General features: G+C 53.0%; 5 protein-coding genes. All 5 read right to left on the bottom strand.

The genetic code is table 11. The annotated features are described in order from the left end of the window. A partial coding sequence (gene rpoB / locus ACYZYZ_RS07950; RefSeq protein WP_461483875.1) for a DNA-directed RNA polymerase subunit beta occupies positions 1-4,072 on the bottom strand: 4,072 nt, incomplete at its 3' end. Between the two features lie 208 nt (positions 4,073-4,280). After that, a complete protein-coding gene (gene rplL, locus ACYZYZ_RS07945) occupies positions 4,281-4,661 on the bottom strand; it encodes a 50S ribosomal protein L7/L12 (RefSeq protein WP_305171172.1) in 381 nt (126 codons plus the stop codon). A 48-nt stretch (positions 4,662-4,709) separates the two neighbouring features. Further along, positions 4,710-5,240, bottom strand: a complete 531-nt coding sequence (rplJ, locus tag ACYZYZ_RS07940; RefSeq protein ID WP_305171171.1) for a 50S ribosomal protein L10 — start codon at positions 5,238-5,240, stop codon at positions 4,710-4,712. A 274-nt stretch (positions 5,241-5,514) separates the two neighbouring features. Further along, positions 5,515-6,210 carry a 50S ribosomal protein L1 gene (gene rplA, locus ACYZYZ_RS07935; RefSeq protein WP_305171170.1) on the bottom strand — a complete coding sequence of 232 codons (696 nt, stop codon included), beginning with the start codon at positions 6,208-6,210 and terminating at the stop codon, positions 5,515-5,517. Then, entirely contained in the window at positions 6,211-6,642 is a 432-nt protein-coding gene (gene rplK, locus ACYZYZ_RS07930) for a 50S ribosomal protein L11 (protein WP_305171169.1), read from the bottom strand. Positions 6,643-6,747 lie beyond the last annotated feature (105 nt).

Below are 6,747 nucleotides of genomic sequence, written 5' to 3'. Positions count from 1 at the left end.
TTTCCAACTCGATGTTGATACCCAGCGAGCGGATTTCCTTCACCAGTACGTTGAAGGATTCGGGCATACCGGGCTCCATACGGTGATCGCCGTCCACGATGTTCTTGTACATCTTGGTACGACCGTTCACGTCATCGGATTTCACTGTCAACATCTCCTGGAGCGTGTAGGCGGCGCCATAGGCTTCCAGCGCCCAAACCTCCATCTCACCAAAGCGCTGACCACCAAACTGGGCTTTACCACCCAGCGGCTGTTGCGTTACCAGGCTGTAAGAACCGGTGGAACGAGCATGCATCTTGTCATCCACCAGGTGATTCAGTTTCAGCATGTACATGTAACCAACGGTCACCGGGCGCTCAAACTTGTCACCGGTACGGCCATTGTAGAGTGTCATCTGACCACTCTCAGGCAGATCGGCCAGCTCTAACAACGCCTTGATTTCCTCTTCCTTGGCACCGTCAAACACCGGCGTAGCCATGGGCACACCCTTGCGCAGGTTTTGTGCCAGAGCGGTCACTTCCTTGTCCGTCAGCTTCTTCAGTTCGACCGGCTTGGTGCCAACACCTACGCTGTAGACCTTGTCCAGGAACTCGCGAACTTCGGAAATCTTTCTTTCCTCTTGCACCATGCGGTCGATCTTTTCGCCCAGTCCTTTGGCGGCGAGACCCATATGAGTCTCCAGAATCTGACCTACGTTCATCCGCGAGGGTACACCCAGTGGGTTCAGCACCACGTCAACGGGCACGCCGTTTTCGTCGTAGGGCATATCTTCCACCGGCATAATCACGGAGATCACACCCTTGTTACCGTGACGTCCGGCCATCTTGTCACCGGGCTGCACACGGCGTTTCACGGCCAGATAAACTTTGACCGTTTTCAGCACACCAGGCGCCAGGTCGTCGCCGCTCTGCAGCTTGCCTTTCTTGTCTTCGTAGCGCTCGTCAAGAATTTTACGACGTTCCGCCAGAAGCTCTTCCGCACGAGACAGTTGCTCATTGAGCGCATCATCAGCCATGCGCAGCTTGAACCACTCTTCACCGGTAAATGCTTCAGCAATTTCCGCAGTCAGGGCATCACCTTTCTTCAGGCCAGGGGCCTTGACCACTTCACTGCCTACCAGCGCTGCACAGAGACGCTCAAAGGTGGCATTTTCCATGATGCGGTATTCATCGTTCAGATCCTGGCGATATTGATCCAGAGCCGCTTTTTCAATCTGCAGGGAGCGCTGATCCTTTTCCAGGCCATCGCGGGTAAAGACCTGCACATCGATAACGGTACCCTTGGTACTTGAGGGCACTCTCAGCGATGTATCTTTCACGTCGGACGCTTTTTCACCGAAGATGGCACGCAGCAGTTTTTCTTCTGGTGTCAGCTGGGTTTCACCTTTGGGCGTCACCTTACCAACCAGAATATCGCCAGCAGACACTTCCGCACCGATGTAGACAATACCGGACTCATCCAGACGGGACAGGGCAGTTTCACCAACATTGGGAATATCAGCAGTGATCTCTTCTGCGCCCAACTTCGTGTCGCGAGCAGTACAGGTCAGTTCCTGAATATGAATGGTGGTGAAACGGTCTTCCTGAACTACCCGCTCCGAGATAAGAATGGAGTCCTCAAAGTTGTAACCATTCCAGGGCATAAAGGCGATGCGCATGTTCTGACCCAGCGCCAGCTCACCCATATCCACAGACGGGCCATCGGCAAGGATATCGCCACGGGCAATATTGTCCCCCAGAGACACAATCGGACGCTGGTTAATACAGGTATTCTGGTTGGAACGGGTGTATTTGGTGAGGTTATAGATATCCACACCGGCATCGCCCGCTTCCACTTCGTCGTCATTGACGCGCACTACAATACGGCTGGCATCAACGCTCTCGATCACGCCACCGCGGCGGGCGACCACGCAGACACCGGAGTCAGATGCAACATAACGCTCAAAGCCAGTACCGACCAGCGGCTTTTCTGCCACCAGCGTAGGCACCGCCTGACGTTGCATGTTGGAACCCATCAATGCACGGTTCGCATCATCGTGCTCCAGGAACGGAATCAGTGATGCTGCCACCGAAACCACCTGCTGTGGAGAGACGTCCATGTAATGGACCTCTTCCGGCGGCTTTACGGTGAATTCACCCATGTGACGCACGTTGACAAGCTCATCACAAAGCTCGCCCTTGTCGTTCACGGAAGCGGAAGCCTGCGCGATGATGAATCCAGCTTCGTTGATGGCTGACAGGTATTCAATGTCGTCGGTAACCTTGCGATCCACGACCTTGCGGTAAGGCGTTTCCAGGAAACCGTAGTCGTTGGTGCGCGCATAGGCGGCCAGCGAGTTGATCAGACCGATGTTCGGACCTTCAGGGGTCTCAATTGGACACACCCGACCATAGTGGGTGGGGTGTACGTCGCGCACCTCAAAGCCGGCACGCTCACGGGTCAGACCGCCCGGGCCCAATGCAGACACACGACGCTTGTGGGTCACTTCGGACAGCGGGTTATTCTGGTCCATAAACTGAGACAGCTGGCTGGAACCGAAGAACTCTTTCATGGCAGCGGCAACCGGCTTGGCATTCACCAGATCCTGAGGCATCAGGCCTTCGGACTCAGCCACCGACAGGCGCTCTTTGACCGCGCGCTCAACACGTACCAGACCAATACGGAACTGGTTTTCTGCCATTTCACCCACAGAACGGATGCGACGGTTACCCAGGTGGTCGATATCATCGACAACACCCTTACCGTTGCGAATATCCAGCAGCACCTTCACCACATCGACAATATCTTCACGGCTCAGGGTGCCTTCACCCGCTTCATCTTCCCGACCGAGGCGACGATTGAACTTCATACGTCCTACTGCGGACAGGTCATAACGCTCTAGGCTGAAGAACAGGTTGTTAAACAGGTTCTCTGCAGACTCCTTGGTTGGCGGCTCACCCGGGCGCATCATGCGGTAGATTTCAACCAATGCTTCCAGCTGGGTACGCGAGCTGTCACTGCGCAGGGTGTCTGAAATAAAGGAACCACAATCCAGGTCATTGGTATAGATGGTTTCTACTGACTTCATGCCTGCAGCGCGCAGCTGTTCTACCACCTCAGCGGTAATTTCAGTATTACATTCCAGCAACAACTCACCGGTATCGGCATCGATCAGGTCTTTTGCAAGGGCGCGGCCATACAGGTAGTCCGCAGGGACTTCCAGCTTGCTAATGTTGTCTTTTTCCAGGTCACGGATATGGCGTGCCGTGATACGGCGGCCTTCTTCCACGATAACCTTGTTGCCCTTACCCTTGATATCAAAGGCTGCGATATCACCACGCAGGCGAGAAGGCACCAGGTCCAGACTGTACGTGCCGTCATCGGCAAAGTTGAACTTGCTGGTTTCAAAGAACATTTCCAGCATTTCTTCAGAGCTGTAACCGAGCGCACGCAGCAAAATGGTCGCCGGCAGTTTGCGGCGACGGTCAATACGTACGTAGAGCAGATCTTTGGGATCAAACTCGAAATCCAGCCAGGATCCACGGTAGGGAATAATCCGCGCGCTATACAGCAGTTTTCCCGAGGAATGGGTTTTGCCCTTATCGTGATCGAAGAAAACACCTGGCGAACGGTGCAGCTGGGAAACGATAACCCGTTCGGTACCATTGATGATAAAGGTACCGTTATCGGTCATGAGGGGAATTTCCCCCATGTAGACTTCCTGTTCCTTGATGTCCTTGATCGCCTTGTTGGCAGAGTCCTTGTCGTAAATAACCAGTCTCACGCGGACTCGCAGAGGCACAGCAAAGGTTACGCTGCGCAGCTTACACTCTTCCTCATCAAAGAGCGGCTTGCCGAGGACATAGTCGACATATTCAAGACTCGCATTGCCAGAGTAGCTGACAATCGGGAACACGGAATTAAATGCGGCATGCAAACCGGCATCCATCCGCTCTTCGGCGGAGACACCCATCTGCGTGAAATTTCGGTAGGAGTCGAGCTGAATCGCAAGAAGGAAAGGCAGATCCATTACCTGTGGCAATTTGCCAAAATCCTTGCGAATGCGTTTTTTCTCAGTGTATGAGTAAGCCATCATTTTCCCCAGCACGTTCACTTGGTCAGGCAGACCATTCAGCATTGTTCAGCCTTGCGGCTGATTGCCCGCATGTCATAGCGACAATAGGGCTTTTTTTGAACCCGCTTAATGGACCTGCCATAAGCGGGAAAAGGCCGGCGGGCAAAAGCCCGCCAGCCCATGTCTGACAATTAATCAGACAACCAGCGCGTCTAGCACGTCGAACTTATTTAAGTTCGACAGTTGCGCCAGCCTCTTCCAGTTCTTTCTTGGCTGCTTCAGCCTCGTCTTTAGAAACGCCTTCTTTCAGAGTAGAAGGAGCACTATCAACAAGTTCTTTGGCTTCTTTCAGCCCCAGACCAGTCAGACCGCGAACTGCTTTGATCACGTTGACTTTCTTCTCGCCTGCAGCGCTCAGAACGATATCAAACTCGGTTTGTTCTTCAGCTGCAGCAGCTTCGCCACCAGCAGCAGGAGCAGCAGCAACGGCAACAGCCGCAGCGGCAGATACGCCGAATTTTTCTTCCATTGCTTCAACGAGTTCTACAACATCCATAACACTCATTTCAGCAATTGCATTCAAAATGTCATCTTTTGATAGAGCCATGACTCAATCTCCTGATAAAAAATAAGTTTAAATAAACGATGTCACGAATTAAGCAGCTTCCTGCTTCTGGTCGCGAACAGCCGCTACAACACGAGTCACTTTGGAAGGCACATCGTTGAGGGTACGAACCAGCTTGGAAACCGGTGCGATCATCACGCTGACCAACTGACCGAGCGCTTGCTCAAGGGTCGGCAGATTAGCGAGTACATCAACTTGCGCTTTATCCAACAGTTGTCCGCTGACGGACAGCGCCTTGATCTCGAATTTGTCATTTGTTTTTGCAAATTCTTTGAACAGGCGTGCCGCGGCACCCGGATCCTCCATCGAGAAACCGAACAGTGACGGACCGGTCAGCACGTCGGACACGCACTCAAAATCGGTACCTTCAAAAGCGCGTTTGGCGAGGGTATTACGCACAACACGCAGGTCGATTTTTTGTTCGCGAGCCTTGGCACGGAGCTCAGTCATATCTGTCACATTGACGCCGCGAGCGTCAGCGATTACCAGTGACAATGCATTGCCAGCAGTCTCGTTAACTTCAGCGACAATCGCTTTTTTGTCTTCGAGATTCAATGCCACGAGATTATCTCCTGGATTTAATTGACCACCCCGAAGGAGGGCCAACTGGTTAAACATCAATCAAACATCGACTGATGCCGTTTCGGTGATCAAATCCAGTCAAAAGAATACTGAACTGGGTCACACCGTCTGCGTAGGCGTTTCCTTCAACTACAGCCCGAAGGCTTAAAAGAACCATTAGACCCGGAGGCACCTACGGTCTTTGACGGCCCGGGTGCGTACTACTTAACCGCGACCCAGACCCCAAAGTTTGTTCGAACCGTCAGGTTCGGGATCAGCTCTCCAGAGAGGCCTGATCAATAATCACACCCGGCCCCATGGTGGTGGAGAGGGTTACTTTTTTCAGGTACACACCCTTGGCTGATGCAGGCTTGGCTTTTTTGAGGTCAGCCAGCAACGCTTCCAGGTTTTCTTTCAGAGCCGTGGGCTCAAAAGAGATGCTGCCAATACCACCGTGCACGATGCCGTTTTTATCAGCGCGGAAACGCACCTGACCAGCTTTTGCATTCTTAACAGCGGTTGCAACGTCGGGAGTTACTGTTCCAGTTTTCGGGTTGGGCATCAGGCCACGGGGGCCGAGCACCTGGCCCAACTGACCCACTACTCGCATAGCGGCAGGGTCAGCGATAACTACGTCAAAGTCCATGTTACCGGCCTTGACCTGTTCTGCCAGATCTTCCATACCCACAAGGTCGGCACCTGCGGCTTTAGCAGCTTCAGCAGCTTCACCTTGAGTAAACACGGCAACGCGAACCGTTTTACCGGTTCCGTTCGGCAACGTGGTGGCACCACGAACGTTCTGGTCAGATTTGCGCGGATCAATACCCAGATTAATCGCCACATCAACGGTTTCTGAAAATTTAACCGTGGAAATTTCTTTCAGCAGAGCAATGGCATCAGCAATCGGATACTGTTTGCCATTAACAACTTTTTCATTGATCGCGCGAAGACGCTTGGACAACTTAGCCATTTACAGCCCCTCCACATCAAGACCCATCGCACGCGCTGATCCAGCAATCGTGCGAACTGCTGCGTCCATATCGGCGGCAGTCAAGTCAGGTTTTTTAGCGGTGGCAATTTCTTCCAGTTGAGCGCGGGTGACCTTGCCAACTTTGTTCGTGTTCGGACGGCCACTACCACTCTTGATACCGGCAGCTTTTTTCAACAGGAAAGAAGCCGGCGGTGTTTTCATGGTAAAGGTGAAGCTGCGATCGCTGTATACGCTGATCACAACAGGAACCGGCGCACCCTGCTCCAGGCTCTGGGTCTGTGCGTTAAACGCTTTACAGAACTCCATAATGTTGACACCGTGCTGACCCAGCGCGGGACCGACCGGCGGACTGGGGTTTGCCTGTCCGGCGGCAACCTGAAGCTTAATGTAAGCCTCGATCTTCTTTGCCATTTGATTTCTCCTTAGATGGGTGTTAACGCCTCAGGGTAAAACCCGTCTTCGGCTCCCCGCTATTACCCCCAATGGGCAATAGCAATAAAAAACTAGGCCTTCTCG

It is taken from the genome of Porticoccus sp., from assembly GCA_023261185.1.
GTDB classification, from domain to species: Bacteria; Pseudomonadota; Gammaproteobacteria; order Pseudomonadales; family Porticoccaceae; genus Porticoccus; species Porticoccus litoralis.
The sequence above is the reverse complement of the archived record's forward strand: the minus strand, read 5'-3'. Positions and strand labels throughout refer to the sequence as shown.